The organism is Paraburkholderia megapolitana (assembly GCF_007556815.1).
GTDB classification, from domain to species: domain Bacteria; phylum Pseudomonadota; class Gammaproteobacteria; order Burkholderiales; family Burkholderiaceae; genus Paraburkholderia; species Paraburkholderia megapolitana.
Genome location: NZ_CP041745.1, coordinates 1,965,126 through 1,983,305, shown reverse-complemented (window position 1 = coordinate 1,983,305; position 18,180 = coordinate 1,965,126). Strand labels below are relative to the sequence as shown.

Genomic DNA, 18,180 nt, shown 5'->3' with positions numbered 1-18,180 from the left:
ACGCCCTGTTCCGTGTGTGGGAAACATTCTTGCTCCCCATCGCAAGGCATGTCAATGCTTGTCCCGGATTTTGCCGCAGTGCGATATTTTTTTAATTATCGTTTTCCCCATGTGCGGCCTGTGGCGCGGCTTTCCGGGCGATCGACAATCTCGTGCGCATAAAAATGCGGCCATCTGAGCGTTATTGAAACAAGCTGTTTTGCGAACCGCATAGGCACACGACGCACGAAACCGCAAAAGCGCATCGCCGCCACGCGATGCAGCAAAACCACCTCACCGCCGATGTCTACACGCCGACACCAGATTTCAATCTGCAAGCCAGATCAATGCGGCCATGCGACCCGTGTCGCGATCGCGGCGATAGGAGAAGAAACGTTCGCGCTCGGTGACCGTGCAATGTTCCCCACCGACGATTTGCGTCACGCCGATACGCCGCAACCGCACGCGCGCAAGCGCAGGCAGATCGGCGAGGTATTTGCCCGGCGTATCGGGATGCGCGACGAACGCTTGCGCAGTTGCGTCGCGTTCGTCAGCAGCGGCCTCGTTCATGAACGCGTCACGAACGTCCACACCGACTTCGAACGCGGCAGGTCCGATCGACGGACCGAGCCATGCGTGCAGCACGGTCGTATCTACGGCGGCAAGTTGCGCAACCCGCTGCGCCGTGTTTTCGATGACACCCGCAGCGAGTCCACGCCAACCGGCATGTGCCGCGCCCACTGCCCGGCCTTCCGGGTCGCATAGCAGCACCGGCATGCAATCCGCGATCATCACGACACAAACAGTGCCGGGCACGTTGCTCACGCTCGCATCTGCCGGCGTCGGTGCGCCCTCTTTGCGCTGCACCTCGTCGGCATTGACAACGTCCGCGCCGTGAACCTGCTGAAGCCACGCGGGTTCCCGAATACCCGCGAACTGCTGCAGACGCGCACGGTTCGCAAGAACAGCAACCGGATCGTCGCCGGCACGCAAACCGAGGTTCAATCCGCCAGGACTATCGATGCCATCGTGCCAGCGACCGAACGGCGGCTCGCTCACGCCGCCGTTACGCGTCGTGACCAGCGCGCGCACGCGCGCAGCGACAGGCCATTCGGGTTGCAGAATATCGGCCTGCGTCAGGTCGGGCAGCGTCATGCGTGATCGTCCTCGTCGTCATGCGTATCGAACGATGCGTCGTCCTGGTCGTAAACGTCGTCGTCCATATCGTCGTATTCGTCCGCATTGCCTTGACCGAAACCGAGCGCCTCCGACAGCGCCGCGATATCGTCGGGCACGGCCGCGCGCCATTGCATCGGACGGCCGGTCTGCGGATGGATCAGGCCGAGGCGCCATGCGTGCAGCGCCTGACGCGCGAAGTCGCCCGGCAGCGGCGCCACCGAACGCTTGCCGCGGGCACGGCCATACACCGGATCGCCGAGTAACGGATGGCCGATATGCGCGCAATGCACGCGAATCTGATGCGTGCGTCCGGTTTCCAGATCGCAATGAATCGCCGATACCGGCTGGCGCTCCCACACCGTGCTGTCGACGCGCCGGAAATGCGTACGCGCCGGCTTCCCCGCCGCACTGGTGACCACGGCCATGCGTGTGCGTTCGCGCGGATCGCGGCCGATCGGCGCATCGATGGTGCCCTCTTCCCGCACGTTGCCCCATACGAGCGCGAGATATCTGCGCTTCACGGTACGCGCCTGCAACTGACGCACGAGGTCGGTTTGCGCTTCGAGCGTCCGCGCGACCACCATCAAGCCTGACGTTTCCTTGTCGAGCCGATGCACGATGCCAGCGCGCGGTAGCCCCGCGGCAGCGGCGCCATAACGATGCAGCAGGCCGTTCAGCACCGTGCCGCTCCAGTTGCCGGCAGCCGGATGGACGACGAGACCCGCAGGCTTGTCGATGACGACGAGCGTGTCGTCTTCATAAACGATCGACAGCGGCACGGGTTCAGGCGTGAACGCGAGCTGCTCGGGAAGCAGATCGGGAATCAGTTCGATGACCGCATCGAGCGGTACCGGTTGACGGATTTTCGCGGGCGCGCCATCCACCCGCACACGTTGTGCCTCGATCCAGCTTTGCAGGCGGCTGCGGGAAAATTCCGGAAATACCTTTGCGAGGACCTTGTCGAGCCGTTCACCGGCAAGTTCGGCGGGCACCGCGACCACGCGCGGCGCCGTTTCTGCCGATCCGGCCTCCGCGGAGGCCGGCGCAAGCGGCACCAGCGCGTCGCCGGCGAGGTCGTCGTCGAGCGAATCCACCCCTGCTGCGTCGGCGGCCTCTGCACCTGGGCTATAATCTTCGTTGCTATTCTGGACGCCGGCAGCGGCTACCGGAGTATAAGAGCGGGTCATCGAGTCTGGGTCACCTGGACGTAAAGCTAGACTGGGAAATGCGAGCCTTGAACACCATTATGAATACGGGCCTGGGGACGGCAACCGCTGAAGCGGCTGTCCAGAAGACTACGGCCCGAAAGACGATCATGAACGTGGCCCGCTATATCGCGTGCGCAGCGGCCGTTGTACTGGTGGCGGCCTGTCACGGGCTACCGCAAAAGACCGACGAAACGGCCACATGGGCGAATAACAAATTATATACGGAGGCCCAGGATGCGATGAACGGCAGCGACTGGGGCAAGTGCGCGAAATATTTCGAAGCACTCGAAGGTCGCGATCCGTTTGGCCATTTCGCCCAGCAGGCACAGATCAACGTCGCGTACTGCAACTGGAAGGATAGCGAAACCGACGCTGCCGACCAGGCCGTCGACCGCTTCATCCAGCTGCATCCGGATCATCCGGACATCCCTTACGCGTATTACCTGAAGGGCATGATCCACTTCAACGACGACCTTGGTCTGTTCGGCCGCTTCTCGGGCCAGGACATGAGCGAGCGCGATCCGAAGTCGCTGCGCGAGTCGTATGACGCGTTCAAGGTCGTGGTCGACCGGTTCCCGAACAGCAAGTACGCACCCGATTCCGCGCAACGCATGCGCTACATCGTCAACGCGCTTGCGTCGCACGAAGTCCATGCTGCCGATTACTACTATCGCCGCGGCGCTTACGTGGCGGCGATCAACCGCGCGCAGCTGGCCATCCAGCAATACAAGAACGCGCCCGCCATCGAAGACGCACTGCACATCATGATGCTGTCGTATCAGAAGCTGGACCAGCCGCAACTGGCCGACGACACGAAGCGCATCCTGGCCGGCACCTTCCCGGACAGCCCGTATATCACAGGGCATGCGCGACCGGGCAAGGAAAAATCGTGGTGGCAGTTCTAGGCCACACGTAGTCCGCCCGCAAAACAGAACGCCACGGCAATCGCCGTGGCGTTTTTCTTTACCGCTCCTGCCGCAGGCTAATCGCGCTCGAACAACGCAATCGATTCGACGTGCGACGTATGCGGGAACATGTTCACCACGCCCGCCCCCTTGAGCCGGTAACCCGCTTCGTGAACCAGCAGGCCGGCATCGCGGGCCAGCGTTGCGGGGTTGCACGACACGTAGACGATGCGTTGCGGCAGCGGCCCGGTGCCGCTCTGCGCGATCTCCGCCAGCGCCTTCGCGATGGCCAATGCGCCTTCGCGAGGCGGATCGATCAGGTACTTGTCGAATGCACCGAGCGCGCGGATGTCGTCGGCGGTGACTTCGAACAGGTTGCGGCACGCAAACGACGTATGCCCCGCCACGCCGTTCTCCTGCGTGTTTTCGAGCGCACGCGTAGTGAGCACCTCGCTGCCTTCTATACCCACCACCTCACGCGCCAGCCGCGCGAGCGGCAGCGTGAAGTTGCCGATCCCGCAAAACAGATCGAGCACGCGATCGTTCCGCGCCGGTGCGAGCAATCGCAGCGCACGCCCTACCAGCACGCGGTTGATCTGGTGATTGACCTGGGTGAAGTCGGTGGGCCGGAACGGCATCCGGATATCGAATTCCGGCAGCGTGTAATCGAGCGGAACATCGAGCGGATAGAACGGCACCACCGAGTCCGGTCCTTGCGGCTGGAGCCAGAACTGTACCTTGTATTCGTCGGCGAAATCGCGCAGATGCTGTTCGTCGGCGGCATTGATCGGCTCGAGCACACGCAGCACGAGCGCGGTCACGGATGCGCCGACCGCGAGTTCGATCTGCGGCATGCGGTCGCGAATCGACAGCGATCCGACCAGCTGGCGCAGCGGCACGAGCATCGCCGAAACGTGCGGCGGCAATACTTCGCAGCTCGTCATGTCGGCGACGTAGCTGCTCTTGCGTTCATGGAATCCGACCAGCACGCCGCCCTTCTTCTCAACGTTGCGCACGGTGAGCCGCGCACGATAACGGTAGCCCCACGACGGTCCATGAATCGGCCGGAAGATGGTCTCCGCCCGCAGCTTCGCCAGATGCGCAAGGTTGTCTTCGAGCACGCGCTGCTTCACGGCGATCTGCGCGCGCACATCGAGGTGTTGCATCGAGCAACCGCCGCAAGTGCCGAAGAACCTGCACTTCGGTTTCGTGCGAATCACGCTTTCGCGCAGTACCTCGACGACTTCCGCCTGTTCGAAACTCGGTTTCTTCCGGTAGCTCGCATAGGTAACGCGTTCGCCTGGCAACGCGCCTTCGACGAAGATCACCTTGCCGGGCGTACCGTCTTCGGTGACCGTGCGGCCGACGCCGCGCGCTTCCATATCGAGCGAATCGATTTCCAGAATGGGGGCCGCGACTTGGGCGACGTCGGCAGCGGGGGCCGCCTGCGCAGGCTTTCTTTTGCCTTTACGCATGCGGTGACGGGCAGTTTCGGACACCTGCAGCTTCCTGACAGACTAATGGGGAAGGCGAGATTGTAGACGAACGGCGGGCGGCGCCGGGGATTTGACGGTGCGCGCGGCCCGTGGGCAGCGCAGCACGTGGTTGCGGAGTCAGGCTTCGAACGCAGCCAGATACTGGGCCCAGTGTGGCGCGGGCTCCAGTGCCAGCGAGTTCTTCACGAGGACGATCTCGTCGTCGTATTCCGCCTGCGAAAGCCCACCGCGCATCAACTGGAAGCGGCAGTACAGCAGGTACGTATTGACGACGTCAGTCTCGCAATAATTGCGGATTTCTTCGAGACGCCCTTCCTGGTACGCGTGCCACACCTGGCCGCCGTCCATCCCGAGCTTGCCGGGAAAGCCGCACAGCTTCGCGAGCGCATCGAGCGGCGCATTCGCGCGTGCCTGATACATCGCGAGTACGTCCATCAGGTCGGTGTGACGCGAATGGTAGCGACTGATGTAGTTGTTCCACTTGAACTCGCGATCGTCCTCGCCGAGATCCCAGTAGCGCGACGCGCGCACGCCGTGCAGCAGCGCGCGGTAATGCAGTACCGGCAGGTCGAAGCCGCCGCCGTTCCACGACACGAGTTGCGGCGTGTACTTTTCGATGGTGCGGTAAAACGACTGGATCAGCGCAGCCTCGCCGTCTTCCAGCGAGCCGAGCGAGCGCACCCGAAAGCCCGCATTGTCGCGAAACACACAGGAGATCGCCGCGATGCGCTGCAGATGATGCTGCAGAAAGTCGCTGCCGGTCTTCTCGCGGCGCGCCGCAAACGCATGCTCGGCGACCTCGGCATCGGTCAGCGTGGCAGGCAGATCTTCGAGGCGGCGTATGCCGGCGACATCGGGAATCGTCTCGATGTCGAAAACAAGAATCGGTGTCATCGGTATTTACAGAACGGCGTCCTTGCGCACGCCGTTGGATGCGAAGAAGCGCTTGAGCCGGACCAGTGCTTCCTGCTGGATCTGCCTCACGCGTTCCCGCGTCAGGCCCATTTCGTCGGCCAGTTCTTCGAGCGTGGCCGGCTCGATGTGATTCAAACCGAAACGGCGTTCGATCACGTGGCGATGCTTGTCGGAGAGCCGCGCAAGCCATGCGCGCGTGAGCGTCTCCAGCTCGCGATGCTGCACCTCGGCATCGGGCGACTGACTTTGATCGTCGGACAGCAGGTCGAGCAGGCTGCTCGCCGGATCGAGATCGAGCGGCGCATCGAGCGATGCGGTGTGCTCGTTCAGCGCGAGGATGTCGGTGACTTCTTCGGTGGTCTTGCCGGTCAGATAGGCGATGTCGTCGATGCTGGCGTCGCGCCGTTCGGCCGCTTCGCCCGAATTCATCGAGTTCTTCTCGAGATGGCGCTTCGCGCGCAGCACCTGGTTCAGTTCGCGGATCACGTGTACCGGCAGGCGCACCGTGCGTGCCTGATTCATGATCGCGCGCTCGATGCTTTGACGGATCCACCACGTCGCGTAGGTCGAAAAACGGAAGCCGCGCGTCGGATCGAATTTCTCGATCGCGTGCATCAAACCGAGGTTGCCCTCTTCGATCAGATCGAGCAGCGGCACGCCGCGATTCAGATACCCCTTGGCGATGCTAACCACGAGCCGCAGATTGCGCTCGATCATGACCTGCCGCGCTTCGAACTCGCCGGCTTTGGCGAGCCGCGAATAGCGCTGCTCTTCCTCGACGGTGAGGAGCGGCTTGACGCTGATGCGGTTCAGGTAGTGCTGGATCGTGTCGGCCGTGAGTTCGGCCTGCAGTATTGCGCGGAAATCGTCGGCGTCCGCCGCGGGGCTGCTCGCGCCTTCACGTGTTTCTTCTGCGTCGTCGATGCCGCCCGCGGCCTCGTCGGGTTCCCGTGCGTTATCGAGATCCTCGACGCTGTCGTCATCCGGTTCCGAAACGGCGCCGCTATCCGCCGGCACCCGCGTGACGCGGCTGACCTTCTCAGTCCCGGCTTGCTGCGTACGGCGCTTCGGTTTCGGCATGGTCGTGTCGCTTATTGAGGCGGCAAATACTTCAGCGGGTCGACAGGTTTGCCCTGCCGGCGAACTTCGAAGTGCAACATCACGCGGTCCGAATCACTGTTACCCATTTCGGCGATCTTCTGCCCCTTGGTCACCGCGTCTCCCTCTTTTACCATCAAAGCACGGTTGTGTGCATACGCGGTGAGATAAGTTGCGTCATGTTTGATGATAATTAGATTGCCGTATCCGCGCAGCCCGTTTCCGGCATAAACCACGCGACCGTCGGCCGCGGCTGTAACCGCATCGCCCGCTGCGCCGCCGATATTCACGCCCTTGTTTTTAGCGTCGTCGAACGTACCGAGGATCGGACCGCGTGCCGGCCATGCAAAGACGATCGGACCGCCCGATGCTGCCGCGTCGCTAGCACCTGCACCTGTGCCGGCTGGCGGCACAGTCGCGGTAGCGCCCGAATCGGAACTGTAGAGCGGCGGCGCCGGCATCACGCCCGCTGCAGCACCGGTCGTCGCTGCGCCGGTGCTACCGAGCGGCGCGCTCTGCACACTGCCGCCCGTCACCGGTGCCGTCGCGACACCCGGCGTCACCCCGGCGACGTTCGCTCCCGGCGGCGCAACACGCAGCAACTGGTCGACTTCGATCTGGTTCGGGTTGGCGAGATTGTTCCACGTCGCAATATCGCGATAGTTCTGACCGTTCTCGAGCGCAATCCGGTAGAGCGTGTCACCTGGCTTCACCCGGTAATAACCGGGCGGCGGCGGCCCGAGCGGCACGGCAGGCTGCGCAGCCTGCGTAGCGAGCGCGCCGGAACGATCGACGACGGGCGCCTGATCGAGCCGTGTCGCACAGGCCGTCAACAGGGAGAGCGCGACCACGCACACAGTACGCTGGGCTAAGGTCAGGCGGACATTCAAGCTGGTTGTTTGCATCGCGCGCAACATACTCATCGGTATCAAATCACTCCGGATTTTAAGGGTACAAAGAAAACGCGATCAAGCCGCGACTCGCGCCATTGCGCGGGCCCGGTGCGCTCGACGAGCGTCAGCACCTGCGCCGGCCCGCCCTGCGTGCCGACCGGTGCGACGAGCCGGCCGCCGATCGTCAGTTGTTCGAGCAGCGCCTGCGGCACATCAAGCCCTGCAGCGGCAATCACGATCGCATCGAACGGTGCGGCCGACGGCAACCCGAGCCGCCCGTCGCCGTAATGCAGCCGGATGTTCGGGATGCGCAACGGACGCAGATTGATCTTGGCGCGTTCGTAAAGCGGTTTGATGCGTTCAATCGAATACACGTCGCGCGCCACCTGACTCAGCACCGCCGCCTGATAGCCGCAACCGGTACCGATTTCGAGCACGCTCGCAAGCGTCCGGCCGGCTGCCGCGAGTTCGATCATGCGTGCGACCACCGAAGGTTTCGAGATCGTCTGGTGATGACCGATCGGCAGCGCGGCGTCTTCGTAAGCCTGCGTGGCGAGCCCCGGATCGACGAACATGTGGCGCGGCACCACCGACATCGCATGCAGCACGCGCGGATCGGTCACGCCGTTCGTGCGCAGGCGTTCGACCATGCGCTCGCGCACCCGTTCCGAAGTCAGCGCCTGCGCGCCATTCAAGGCGACATTCGGCGCGGTGCTGCGCTCCGGTGTCTTCACCGGATGACGCGCGGCGCGATGGCTCGCAACTTCCGTGCGTGCGCCGGACGGCACACGTGCCGTGCCCGGGCGCGAGTCCGTCGCGCTGTGACCTGAGGTGACCGATGCGCCCGACACACCGGACGCGCGCAGTTCGCCGGATCGCCCTTCGGGCTTGCGCGGCTCGCGCACCAGATCCTCGAGCCCCAGCGGAAAGCGCTTCGCGCGTTCGCCGCTCATGAAGCACCGCTCCCGGCGCGCGCCCATTCGCGCGCCGCGGGCAGCATATGAGTGTGGGTCAGATCGAGTTGCAACGGCGTAATCGACACGTGGCCGTTGGCGACTGCGTGGAAATCGGTGCCTTCGCTGGCATCGCGTGCGCTGCCGGAAGGACCGATCCAGTAGATCGGTTCGCCGCGCGGGTTGGTCTGGCGGATGACCGGTTGCGACGGATGGCGTTTGCCAAGCCGTGTCACCTGCCAGTCGCGCAATTGTGCATACGGCAGATTGGGGATATTGACGTTCAGCAGCGGATGACCGGGCAACGGCGCCTGCAGATAATGCGCGACGATTTCCGCGGCGACGCGGGTCGCGTCTTCGAGATGCACCCAGTCTTTGTCGACGAGCGAAAACGCGATGGCAGGCACGCCGAACATGATGCCTTCGGTCGCCGCAGCGACCGTACCCGAGTACAACGTATCCTCGCCCATGTTCTGGCCATTGTTGATACCGGATACGACGAGATCGGGCGTGTGATCGAGCATGCCGGTCAACGCGACGTGCACGGAGTCGGTGGGCGTACCGTTCACGTAATAGAAGCCGTTCGGCGCGCGCAGCACCGATAGCGGCCGCGACAGCGTCAGCGAGTTCGACGCGCCGCTGCAGTTCTGCTCGGGTGCCATCACGGTGACGTCAGCGAGCGGCTTCAGCGCTTCATAGAGCGCAGCAAGGCCGGGCGCCAGATAACCGTCGTCATTGCTGAGTAGGATTCGCATCCGACGATTGTAACCGAGGAAGGAAGGCACGCGAACGACAGGTCCTGCACGATGCGCGCCCGGCCCTTCGCATGATAAAAACGCACGGTCGTTCGGCTTGCTTTACACTCGATCCTTGCTGGGTATTTCATGCGACGTCGCGTCGTTCCAATGCCCGTGCCATCCACCCTGCCAGCCGCTGGCAACAGAACCCGCTGAGGAGACAGCATGCGCGCGATTCGCTGCAACGAATATGGGCCGCCGGAGAGCCTGGTCGTCGAAGATCTGCCGGAGCTGCAACCGAAAACCGGCGAAGTCGTCATCGACGTGAAGGCCGCGAGTGTCAATTTTCCCGATGTCCTGATCATCGAAAACAAATACCAGTTCAAGCCGGCGCTGCCGTTCACGCCGGGCTCCGAAGTCGCGGGTATCGTACGTGCAGTCGGCGATGGCGTGACGCATGTTCGCCCTGGCGCGCGCGTCGTCGCGTTCACTGGCTCGGGCGGCTTCGCCGAACAGGCAGTCGCGCCTGCCGGCGCGTGTATTCCGCTCGCCGATGGAATCGATTTCGCGCAGGCCGCGGCCTTCACGCTCGTCTATGGAACCTCGCATCACGCAGTGGTCGATCGTGCCGCGCTACAGGCCGGCGAAACCATGCTCGTGCTCGGTGCGGCGGGCGGCGTTGGACTCGCCGCTGTCGAGATCGGCAAGGCGCTTGGCGCACGTGTCATCGCTGCCGCGTCGACTGACGAAAAGCTCGCGGCCTGTGTCGAACACGGTGCGGATGCAACCATCAACTACAGCCGCGAAGACCTGCGCGAGCGCATCAAGGCGCTAACCGACGGCAAGGGGCCGGACGTGATCTACGATCCGGTCGGCGGGGTCTATGCGGAACCGGCGTTTCGCAGTATCGGTTGGCGTGGGCGCTATCTGGTTGTCGGCTTCGCGAACGGCGAGATTCCGAAGCTGCCGCTCAATCTCACGTTGTTGAAGGGCGCGAGCCTCGTCGGCGTTTTCTGGGGCGATTTTGCGAAACGCGAACCGCAACGCAACGCGGCCGCGTTCAAGGAACTGCTGGGGTGGATGCAGCAAGGCAAGCTGCGGCCCTTCATTTCGGCGCGCTATGCGCTGGAGGATACCGGGCGCGCGTTGCGCGATATGGCTGAGCGGCGTGTGACGGGCAAGATCGTCATCGTGCCGTAGGGGGTTGTTACAGCGCGATACGTAGAGTCCAGGATTGTGATTCCTGTCGTCGCGGATTCGTGTCCGGTCAGCTGCGCGTTGTGTAGCGGCCAAACGCCGGACGCAACCCGCGCCGACACCACTCAAACGATCTGTTGCGCGTGCAACCGCGCAATGCGCTCCGCGTCATAACCGAGCGATTGCAGGACCTCGTCGGTATGCTCACCGAGTTCCGGTCCGAGCCAGCGCGTCTCGCCAGGTGTGTCCGAGAGCTTCGGCGTAACGCCGGGCAACGCAATGTCGCGGCCGTCCTGCCACTTGAAATGCTGGATCATGTGCCGCGCCATGTATTGCGGGTCGGTGAACATGTCGGCCACGCTGTAGATCCGTCCGACCGGCACGTCGGCGGCGTTCAGCACGGCGAGCGCTTCGTCGATCGTGCGGGACGCGAGCCACGCGGCGATCGCACCGTCGATTTCCGCCGTGCGCGGCACACGTCCATCGTTGTGCGTAAGCGACGGATCGTTCGCGAGATCGTCGCGTTCGATCGCGAGCATCAGGCGCCGGAAAATCGGATCGCTGTTGCCGCCGATCACGATGCTGCCGTCGCGACACGGGTACGTATTCGACGGCACGATGCCCGGCAACGACGCACCAGTGCGTTCCCGCACCATGCCGTACACGCCGTATTCCGGCACCACGCTTTCCATCATGTTGAACACGGCCTCGTACAGCGCGACGTCGACGACCTGCCCCTTGCCACCATTGACCTGCCGATGATGCAGCGCCATCAGCGCGCCAATCACGCCATGCAGCGCAGCGATCGAATCGCCGATCGAAATACCGATGCGCGGCGGCGGCAGATCCGGATAGCCGGTGATATGCCGCAAGCCGCCCATCGACTCAGCGATCGCGCCGAAACCAGGCCGGTCGCGATACGGCCCACTCTGGCCATAGCCGGAGAGCCGCACCATCACGAGTCCGGGGTTGTCAGCCGACAGCACGTCGTAGCCAAGACCGAGTTTCTCGAGCAGCCCGGGCCGGAAATTCTCGATCACGATGTCCGCTTCCTGCGCGAGCCGACGCACGATCTCCTTGCCCTCATCGGCCTTCAGATTCACCGTCACCGATTTCTTGTTACGCGCCTGCACCGCCCACCACAGCGACGTGCCGCCCGCTTCCGGATAAAGCTTGCGCCATTTGCGCAGCGGATCGCCGCCCTTCGGGTCTTCGATCTTGATCACGTCCGCCCCGAATTCGCCGAGAAAACGCGCCGCGAACGGACCCGCAATCAAGGTGCCGAGTTCGAGTACCTTCACGCCCGCAAGCGGGCCACCCGTGGCGTTCGTCGCGCTCATCTGTCTGGGTTCCTGTGTCTGTTGTGCGGGTTTGCGGTGCTCGACGTACCGGCCGGGTCCGACCGTTATAGCGAGCGTCGGTCGAGCATTGCGCGCGCAATCGTGCCGGCGTCGACGTATTCAAGTTCACCGCCCACCGGCACGCCGCGCGCGAGACGCGTGACGCTCAGGCCGCGCGCCTTGAGCGTCTGTCCGAGATAGTGCGCGGTAGCCTCGCCTTCGTTCGTGAAGTTGGTGGCAAGCACGACCTCTTTCACGATGCCGTCGGTGGCGCGTCTGACGAGTCGATCGAAATGAATCTCCTTCGGACCGATACCGTCGAGCGGACTCAGCCGCCCCATCAGCACGAAATACAGACCACGGTAGGTCATGGTCTGTTCGAGCATGATCTGGTCGGCCGGCGTTTCGACCACGCACAGCAGCGTTGTGTCTCGCTCCGTGTCGCTGCAGACCTCGCAGATCTGCGCTTCGGTAAACGTGTTGCACTTCTCGCAATGCTGCAGATGCTCGGTCGCGAACAATAGCGAGCGACCGAGTTTCTCCGCACCTTCGCGGTCGTGCTGCATCAGGTGATATGCCATGCGTTGCGCGGATTTCGGCCCGACGCCTGGCAATACGCGCAGCGCCTCGACGAGCGCCGACAGGGCGGAAGGTTGTTTCATGCGATATCGGCGGCGTCGGAGGGAAGAAAGCGCAGGGACTGGGCGGCACGGCGCCGCTTCGGATCGAAGGCGGCGTGCCGTTCAGTGCAGCATCAGAAAGGCAGCTTGAAGCCCGGCGGCAACGGCAGACCCGAAGTCATGCCGCCCATCTTTTCCTGCGCGGTGGCTTCGGCCTTGCGTACGGCGTCGTTGAACGCCGCGGCGACGAGGTCTTCGAGCATGTCCTTGTCGTCGGCGAGCAGGCTCGGATCGATCGATACGCGGCGCACGTCGTTCTTGCAGGTCATCGTCACCTTCACGAGACCGGCGCCCGACTGGCCCTCGACCTCGATCAGCGCGAGTTGCTCCTGCATCTTCTTCATGTTTTCCTGCATCTGCTGGGCCTGCTTCATCAGCCCGGCGAGTTGGCCTTTCATCATGGGTGTGCTCCTTCTGGATCGTATGAAATCGTGATTCGGGTTTGCCGGGTCTCGCTGCCCGCGCTCCACGCTGCGCGGAGGGACAAGTTGCCGGCGGATAAGAGATACGCAAACGCTCTATAAGCGGCGTACCTGCGGTTAATGTGCGGACGGCGGCGTGCCCGCGGCCGTGCCCTGTGCAATCGGCCGGATCGAGCCGGGCACGATGCTCGCACCGAACTCGCGGATCAGCGATTGCACGAACGGATCGGTGCCGATTTCACGCTCGGCTTCCTGCTGACGCTGCGCGCGGGCTGCTGCATCGAACGCGGCGGCCGTGCGCCGTGCCGGTCCGACTTCGACCTGCACATCGACAGCGTGGCCGAGCCGTTCGGCCAGCGCCACTTTCAGCTTCGCGACCTGCGATGCCTCTGCGTACTGCGGCACCGGCACATTCAGGCGCAGCGTCGTGCCATCCAGCGCCATCAGTTCGCTGTTGAATGCCAGTTGATACGAGATGCCTTTCAGCGGCAGGCCGGCGGCAAGCGCGGGCCAGTCGCCGTTGAAGCCGAGCGGATCGAGCGCGATTGCGGGTGGCAGCGGTCGCGTATCAACAGCGGGCGCGGGTGTGGCCGGAATCATGCGGACATCGTCGGGGCCGTTGTCGAACGCGGGCACGAAACCGTCGTCGGGTGGCGCGAAGTACGCATCGTCCAGCGACACCGGGACGTAGTCGTCCGGCGGCATGTCGTCCCACGGCGGTGTCGATGCCGAGCGCGGTGCGGCGGCGCTCGGTCCGCCAGTGGCCGGCGACCGTGCGGTCGGCCCATCTGGTGCCGCACTGCGTGCAGGTCGCGGAGTCGGCACCGGCACATTCACGCGCGGCGCAGCAGCCTTCGCTACGGCAGGCGGCGCCGGCTGGGCCGCGGCATTCGCGCGATCGCGTCCCGACGAAACCTTGAGGCCCGCGTTGCGCAATACGTCGAGTGCCGCGCTTGCACCGCCCACGCGGCGCGCGGCGCCGGCGGCTGCAACCTCCGGTACGTTTTCTGCAGCGGCGAGCGGAAGATCAGGCGTTGTTTGGGGTACTACAGGCGAAGCGGCGGCTGGCACCTCGGCCGGTTCCGGTCGCGATGCGGGCTCGGCGGCTACGTGCTGCGCAGTGGAATCAAATGTCTCGTCTTGAGCGGGCTGCGAATCTAACTCGACGCTGACCGGTGCGGTTTCAATTGCTTGCGCCGCGTCTGCCGCGGGCGTTTGCGTCGCTCCACTGTCGGTCGGCACAATTGCAGCTGTCGCGGCCGGTGCCTCGATTGGCGCCGCGGTTTCGCGCGACACAGCCGGCAACGTCGGCGCGGAGACCCGCTCGATCTTGTCAGCCTGAGTATTAGCCACCGGCGAAGTTGCAGTTGCAGCCGAAGCTGCTGCTGCGCTGACAGACCGCGTCGCGTCATCCGGCACAGCGCGCTCGACCGGACGCGCGATACCCTGCGGCGCAGCGGCGGCCACCGGTGCAGTTGCGCGCCGACTGCCACCTGCTTCAACCGACGGCGCACGCGCCGCCGGCACAGCCTCACCGCCACCACCGCCGCCCGGCGCCGGCTCGAACGCCAGCATGCGCAGCAGCGTCATCGTGAAGCCCGCGTATTCATCGGGCGCGAGGCCCAGTTCACTGCGTCCGATCGTCGCGATCTGATAGAACAGCTGCACCTGCTCCGCGCTCAACGCGTCGGCAAAACGACGCAGATCGGTGGCTTCCGGCCATTCGTCCAGCACCGACGCCGGCGCGAACTGTGCCCACGCGACCCGATGCAACAGGCTAGCCAGATCCTGCAGCGCCGTCGAAAACGACAGGCTGCGCAGCGACATTTCGTCGGCGACCGCGAGCACTGCAGCACCGTCGCCGGTGGCCAGCGCATCGAGCAGACGCACCAGATAACTCTGGTCGAGCGCGCCAAGCATGCCGCGGATGGCGTCCTCGGTAATCTGGTTGGCTGAGTAAGCGATCGCCTGATCGGTCAGCGACAGCGCATCGCGCATCGAGCCGTCCGCCGCACGTGCGAGCAAACGCAGCGCCTGGGCCTCGAAGCTGATCTGCTCTTCGCCGAGAATCCGTTCCAGGTGCGACACGATGTGGCCGGCCGGCATCTGCTTCAGATTGAACTGTAGACAGCGCGACAGCACGGTGACCGGAATTTTCTGCGGATCGGTCGTAGCGAGAATGAACTTGACGTGTGCGGGCGGTTCTTCCAGCGTCTTCAACATCGCGTTGAACGCATGGTTCGTCAGCATGTGCACTTCGTCGATCATGTAGACCTTGAAGCGCGCATCGACCGGCGCATAAACCGCGCGTTCGAGTAGCGCAGCCATCTCGTCGACGCCGCGATTGCTCGCCGCATCCATTTCCACGTAGTCGACGAAGCGGCCTTCATCGATCTCGCGACACGCACGACACACGCCGCACGGCGTGGACGTAACACCGGTCTCGCAGTTCAGCGCCTTTGCGAAGATCCGCGAGAGCGTCGTCTTGCCGACGCCGCGGGTACCGGTAAACAGATAGGCGTGATGTAGCCGGCCGCCGTCGAGCGCGTGCGTGAGCGCGCGCACCACGTGCTCCTGTCCGACGAGCGAAGCGAAATCCTTCGGCCGCCATTTGCGTGCGAGAACTTGATAGGTCATCGAGAAATTGTATCAGTAACGATGCTGCGCAAAGACGAATCGAAAACGGCCGCTGGGGAGACAGGCGTACGTCGCCACACCATTGATTTTCACTAATAGAAAGATAGTTCGAAATCGCGAAGCAACAGAAAACTGCACGGGGACACGCTAGCTGACGCGGCAGGAAATGGCAGAAAAACCGGGAGGAAAGCAAAGCAGAAAGAGGAAGGTGACGAGCCTGACCCTCGGCACTGGTGGAAAACGGCTGTGGCTGCTTCGTTCCCGACCTGACCAGGTTGACCGCCCCTCCATGCGAGGAGGCCCGTCACGTTGAATTGTATCATCGGAGCCCCGGCAACGCGACAGTTAATGGCGGCAAATGTGCGAAGACCGTTGAGCCAACGCTCGTTGCGCGCCTCTTGTGTTTGTCTCCGGAATCACCAGATAAGGAACGTGGCAGCACGTCGGCAGCATGAAACCCCACTGCCCTGATGACTACTATCACGGCGGGCAGCACATAGTGATTTAAGCTAAACTGGCGTGCAGATGTCCCGCAATACGTGGCACCCAAGCACCCTTCCGAGGCCGCTTACGCGGATTATCGAACGGGTTCGACGGGGTCCGGCTCGCGGCAACACGAACAGAAGTTTTTCCGGTTTTGGTGTATCGTGGCGAGCAATTCAGGCCGGCCTCGATCCGAAAGAGGTATTCATACAATGAGCGAACAAATCAAGCATATTAGCGACGCATCATTTGAAGCGGACGTCGTCAAATCCGATAAACCCGTGCTACTCGACTTCTGGGCCGAATGGTGCGGTCCGTGCAAGATGATTGCGCCGATCCTCGACGAAGTCGCGAAGGAATACGACGGTCGCGTGCAGATCGCCAAGATCAATGTCGACGAACATCAATCGACGCCGGTGAAATTCGGCGTGCGCGGCATCCCCACGCTGATCCTGTTCAAGAACGGCGCGGTCGCTGCACAGAAAGTGGGCGCCCTGTCGAAATCGCAACTCACCGCGTTCCTCGACGGCAACCTGTAACCTGTTTTTGCACGGCGCGCAGGCTGCGCCCTGAATCGGGCGTGTTGTCGACCGACAACACGCCCGATCGTTAGATGCCGCTCGGCCAGGTTGGCGGATGCCGGCGTGTGCTATGCTAGAATCTAGAAAACGTCGAAAAGACGTGTAACGCGTAAGTCCTTGAGCGGTTCCGCTCAACTCTCCTCCCAGATTTCATTTCGTCGCACCTTCTCCTGCGGGTTCTCCGTATGCATTTATCCGAGCTCAAGACACAGCACGTGTCCGAACTGATCGAGATGGCCAATGGCCTCGAGATCGAAAGTGCGAACCGCCTGCGCAAGCAGGAACTGATGTTCGCTATTCTTAAAAAGCGCGCCAAGACGGGCGAAACAATTTTCGGTGACGGCACGCTCGAAGTGCTTCCGGACGGCTTCGGCTTCCTGCGTTCGCCGGAAACCTCGTATCTCGCGAGCACGGACGACATCTACATCAGCCCGTCGCAGATCCGCCGCTTCAATCTGCATACCGGCGACACGATCGAAGGTGAAGTCCGCACGCCGAAGGACGGCGAGCGCTACTTCGCACTGGTCAAGGTCGACAAGGTCAACGGGCAGGCGCCCGAGGCCTCGAAGCACAAGATCATGTTCGAAAACCTCACGCCGCTGCACCCGAACAAGGTGCTGCTGCTCGAGCGCGAAATGCGCGGTGAGGAGAACGTGACGGGCCGCGTCATCGATATGATCGCGCCGATCGGCAAGGGCCAGCGCGGCCTGCTGGTCGCTTCGCCCAAGTCCGGCAAGACCGTGATGCTTCAGCACATCGCACACGCGATCAAGCAGAACCATCCCGATGTCATCCTGTTCGTGCTACTGATCGACGAACGCCCGGAAGAAGTGACGGAAATGCAGCGTTCGGTGGCCGGCGAAGTCATCGCGTCCACGTTCGATGAACCCGCCGCACGTCACGTGCAGGTCGCCGAAATGGTGATCGAGAAAGCGAAGCGCCTCGTCGAAATGAAGAACGACGTCGTGATCCTGCTCGATTCGATCACGCGTCTCGCGCGGGCGTACAACACGGTTGTGCCGGCGTCAGGCAAGGTACTGACGGGTGGTGTCGATGCCAACGCACTGCAGCGCCCGAAGCGCTTCTTCGGCGCCGCTCGCAATATCGAGGAAGGCGGTTCGCTGACCATCATCGGCACCGCGCTGATCGAAACCGGCAGCCGCATGGACGACGTGATCTACGAAGAGTTCAAGGGCACCGGCAACATGGAAGTGCACCTCGAGCGCCGTCTTGCCGAAAAGCGCGTCTACCCGTCGATCAACCTAAACAAGTCCGGCACGCGCCGCGAAGAACTGTTGATCAGGCCAGAAATCCTGCAAAAAATCTGGATCCTGCGCAAGTTCATCCACGACATGGACGAAGTCGAAGCGATGGAATTCCTGCTCGACAAGGTTCGCCAGACCAAGAACAACTCCGAGTTCTTCGACATGATGCGACGCGGCAGCTAGCGTAACGTAACGCTGCGCGGCGGCCTCAG

16 protein-coding genes and 1 other RNA gene are annotated in these 18,180 nt (G+C 63.2%); 4 read left to right on the top strand and 13 right to left on the bottom strand.

Annotated elements, in window-relative coordinates; genetic code table 11:
• Positions 1-306 precede the first annotated feature (306 nt).
• Both pgeF and FNZ07_RS22315 read right to left on the bottom strand, forming a co-directional pair.
• Complete coding sequence (pgeF, locus tag FNZ07_RS22320; protein WP_091016480.1) at positions 307-1,134, bottom strand: peptidoglycan editing factor PgeF; 828 nt, start codon at positions 1,132-1,134, stop codon at positions 307-309.
• Positions 1,131-2,345, bottom strand: a complete 1,215-nt coding sequence (locus tag FNZ07_RS22315; protein ID WP_091016478.1) for an RluA family pseudouridine synthase — start codon at positions 2,343-2,345, stop codon at positions 1,131-1,133. Before FNZ07_RS22315 ends, pgeF begins: the two co-directional genes overlap by 4 nt.
• 128 nt (positions 2,346-2,473) lie before the next feature.
• Here FNZ07_RS22315 and FNZ07_RS22310 point away from each other — a divergent pair, with 128 nt between their 5' ends.
• Entirely contained in the window at positions 2,474-3,271 is a 798-nt protein-coding gene (locus FNZ07_RS22310) for an outer membrane protein assembly factor BamD (protein WP_091016476.1), read from the top strand.
• Between the two features lie 77 nt (positions 3,272-3,348).
• Here FNZ07_RS22310 and rlmD read toward each other — a convergent pair whose 3' ends face one another.
• From rlmD to surE, 6 genes are all read right to left on the bottom strand, one after another.
• Positions 3,349-4,746: a 23S rRNA (uracil(1939)-C(5))-methyltransferase RlmD gene (gene rlmD, locus FNZ07_RS22305; RefSeq protein ID WP_091016473.1), complete on the bottom strand. Its 1,398-nt coding sequence runs from the start codon at positions 4,744-4,746 to the stop codon at positions 3,349-3,351.
• A gap of 138 nt (positions 4,747-4,884) precedes the next feature.
• The gene (locus tag FNZ07_RS22300) at positions 4,885-5,661 is read right to left on the bottom strand and encodes a 3'-5' exonuclease (protein ID WP_091016471.1); all 777 of its coding nucleotides are present in this window, start codon (positions 5,659-5,661) and stop codon (positions 4,885-4,887) included.
• Positions 5,662-5,667: 6 nt separating this feature from the next.
• Positions 5,668-6,762 carry an RNA polymerase sigma factor RpoS gene (gene rpoS, locus FNZ07_RS22295; protein ID WP_091016468.1) on the bottom strand — a complete coding sequence of 365 codons (1,095 nt, stop codon included), beginning with the start codon at positions 6,760-6,762 and terminating at the stop codon, positions 5,668-5,670.
• Positions 6,763-6,773: 11 nt separating this feature from the next.
• Complete coding sequence (locus tag FNZ07_RS22290; protein WP_091016466.1) at positions 6,774-7,703, bottom strand: peptidoglycan DD-metalloendopeptidase family protein; 930 nt, start codon at positions 7,701-7,703, stop codon at positions 6,774-6,776.
• 5 nt (positions 7,704-7,708) lie between these two features.
• The gene (locus FNZ07_RS22285) at positions 7,709-8,626 is read right to left on the bottom strand and encodes a protein-L-isoaspartate(D-aspartate) O-methyltransferase (RefSeq protein ID WP_091016463.1); all 918 of its coding nucleotides are present in this window, start codon (positions 8,624-8,626) and stop codon (positions 7,709-7,711) included.
• The gene (gene surE / locus FNZ07_RS22280) at positions 8,623-9,381 is read right to left on the bottom strand and encodes a 5'/3'-nucleotidase SurE (RefSeq protein WP_091016461.1); all 759 of its coding nucleotides are present in this window, start codon (positions 9,379-9,381) and stop codon (positions 8,623-8,625) included. Before surE ends, FNZ07_RS22285 begins: the two co-directional genes overlap by 4 nt.
• Before the next feature lie 207 nt (positions 9,382-9,588).
• Between surE and FNZ07_RS22275 the strand changes: the two genes are divergently transcribed.
• Positions 9,589-10,563: an NADPH:quinone oxidoreductase family protein gene (locus FNZ07_RS22275; protein ID WP_091016458.1), complete on the top strand. Its 975-nt coding sequence runs from the start codon at positions 9,589-9,591 to the stop codon at positions 10,561-10,563.
• Positions 10,564-10,685: 122 nt separating this feature from the next.
• On the opposite strand, the gene FNZ07_RS22270 is transcribed toward FNZ07_RS22275, so the two are convergent.
• The 5 genes from FNZ07_RS22270 to ffs all read right to left on the bottom strand — a co-directional run bounded on the left by FNZ07_RS22270 (position 10,686) and on the right by ffs (position 15,945).
• Positions 10,686-11,900, bottom strand: a complete 1,215-nt coding sequence (locus tag FNZ07_RS22270) for a CaiB/BaiF CoA transferase family protein (RefSeq protein ID WP_091016455.1) — start codon at positions 11,898-11,900, stop codon at positions 10,686-10,688.
• Between the two features lie 65 nt (positions 11,901-11,965).
• Positions 11,966-12,562 carry a recombination mediator RecR gene (gene recR / locus FNZ07_RS22265; protein WP_091016452.1) on the bottom strand — a complete coding sequence of 199 codons (597 nt, stop codon included), beginning with the start codon at positions 12,560-12,562 and terminating at the stop codon, positions 11,966-11,968.
• A gap of 92 nt (positions 12,563-12,654) precedes the next feature.
• Positions 12,655-12,981 carry a YbaB/EbfC family nucleoid-associated protein gene (locus tag FNZ07_RS22260; RefSeq protein WP_007182071.1) on the bottom strand — a complete coding sequence of 109 codons (327 nt, stop codon included), beginning with the start codon at positions 12,979-12,981 and terminating at the stop codon, positions 12,655-12,657.
• Between the two features lie 138 nt (positions 12,982-13,119).
• The gene (locus FNZ07_RS22255; RefSeq protein WP_091016449.1) at positions 13,120-15,639 is read right to left on the bottom strand and encodes a DNA polymerase III subunit gamma/tau; all 2,520 of its coding nucleotides are present in this window, start codon (positions 15,637-15,639) and stop codon (positions 13,120-13,122) included.
• A gap of 207 nt (positions 15,640-15,846) precedes the next feature.
• Positions 15,847-15,945, bottom strand: an RNA gene (gene ffs, locus FNZ07_RS22250) — signal recognition particle sRNA small type.
• A gap of 389 nt (positions 15,946-16,334) precedes the next feature.
• Between ffs and trxA the strand changes: the two genes are divergently transcribed.
• Positions 16,335-16,661, top strand: a complete 327-nt coding sequence (gene trxA, locus FNZ07_RS22245) for a thioredoxin TrxA (RefSeq protein ID WP_091016446.1) — start codon at positions 16,335-16,337, stop codon at positions 16,659-16,661.
• Positions 16,662-16,888: 227 nt separating this feature from the next.
• Positions 16,889-18,151: a transcription termination factor Rho gene (rho, locus tag FNZ07_RS22240; RefSeq protein WP_091016443.1), complete on the top strand. Its 1,263-nt coding sequence runs from the start codon at positions 16,889-16,891 to the stop codon at positions 18,149-18,151.
• Positions 18,152-18,180 lie beyond the last annotated feature (29 nt).